The 1720-nt window shown below is 62.6% G+C and carries 1 pseudogene; it reads right to left on the reverse strand.

Features of this window, described 5'->3' with window-relative positions:
• Window positions 1-1720: pseudogene (locus tag DMX06_RS26445) on the reverse strand (hypothetical protein); the annotation flags it as partial.

The following is a 1720-nucleotide window of genomic DNA, read 5'->3' on the forward strand; positions in this document are numbered from 1 at the left end:
TCCTTGTGGTCCCACCCGGTCACGGTCTGGAAGGTCGTCAGGACCGGCTCGTTGGCGAGCAGCGTGCGGCGCAGGGGCGTGACTCTGCCTTGAAGCGCCTTGACATGCGCAGGGAGCTCCGCCGGTGCGGTTACGCGCTTGCCCGGTGCCTCCTCGCAGTCATAGCAGTAGGAGGTGACGGTGGCCTTGCCGTTGAGGGTGACGGTCTGCGTTTCCACCCGGCCGTGGGTCTGTGCCTGGCTGGGTGTGTCGAAGTAGCGGTATTCGGTCGCCTGCAGCCCATCGGCCGACAGGTTCTCGCTCAGCGACAGCACCTCGCGGGTAACCCGGTGCCAGGATTTCGGCCCGTTGCCAGGCAGCGCATCAGCCTTCTCGTAGCTGTAGTGCTGGTACAGGGTCGGCGCATCCTTGTTCGCGGCGGTAGGGTCGGGAATGCGCGCGGTACGCTTCAGGCGTGGCGTGAAGAAGTTGGGATCGCGCGGATCGGCGCCCTCGCCGCCGGTCGCATGCCACTGGTAGGCCGTGGTCAGGCCCAGCACCGGAGTGCCGATGCGCGGATCGCCATGCACCTGGGCCTCGCTGCGCAGGTTGCCGTCGGTCTCATACTGGCGAATGTCCCCCTCGAGGTAGGGCATGCCGCTGTTTCGCTTCCAGGTCCGCGTGGTGATCCCTGGCAGCTGGCAATAGGCATGATCCTCATGGAAATAACCGCCATTGCTGTAATACTCCGTTTCGGTCAATTCGGTGGAGATGACCTGGGTTCTGGTATCGGTGTGCGTGGTCTCCTCGCGCACCAGCAGGTGGAAACGGTTGTACTCGCGCTCGACCTTGTGCTCCTCGCCCTGTTTCGTGCGTGTCTCGGTCGAGCCGTAGGCATAGGTGCCAACCGAACTGAACAGGTAGTCCAGGCCATAATCGGGCTTGTTGTGGCTCAGGTTGGCGCCCAGGAAGTTGTTGCCCGCCCTGTACCCTGCGCCCTTGCTCAGCGCGTAGGCATAGACCACGGTCAAGGTGTCGTGCTGCCCGCTGCTGGGCTTGATGACATGTTGCAAGACCCGGGGCAGGAAACCGCCCCCGGCTTGCTCAGGCACTCGATGATGGTCGGCGGCAATGACACTGTGGGTGATGAGCTCATGAGCACCGGTGGGCGTGTGCACCTCCTTGATGCAATGAAGCTTTTCAATCTCCTGATAGTCATAACGCCAGGATGCCTGGTCGGTGGTGGGCAGAACCACGCTGGTCACACGCTTGAGGCTGTCCAGGCGCAGGCGGTAGGTGGCCTTGGCGTTGCCACCGTCGTTGGGGTTGAGGTGAATGTCGAGGCTATCGTTCTGGCGGTCGATTTGCAGCACGACCTTGTCGGCATGATCCTTGATCAGTGCCAGGCGAGGATGAATCTTGTTGTCATTGCCCGTGAACGTCACGTATTCGAGCTTGAGCAGGTGGCCTTTGTCACCATAGACCTCCACCGGCAGGGCCAGATCACTGCCGGGATGCTTGCTCAGGCGTTCCACCAGGCCCGAGCGGTGCACCAGACGGTAGATACCGCCGCCCTCGTCGAACAACCGAAAGTCATCAATTTTCTGCTCGCGCATCAGTACTCGACTGCCGTCCGAGCCGGTGCGGCGGAAGCTGCCGCCGCTGTGCGCCGAGATGACCTGGGTGGCGGTGTCGTATTGTGACAGCTGCAGGTTCCAGCCCAGGCCGTAACCGGAGTCGA

Origin of the sequence: Pseudomonas mosselii (assembly GCF_003205295.1) — a bacterium.
In the GTDB taxonomy this organism is placed as follows: domain Bacteria; phylum Pseudomonadota; class Gammaproteobacteria; order Pseudomonadales; family Pseudomonadaceae; genus Aquipseudomonas; species Aquipseudomonas mosselii_B.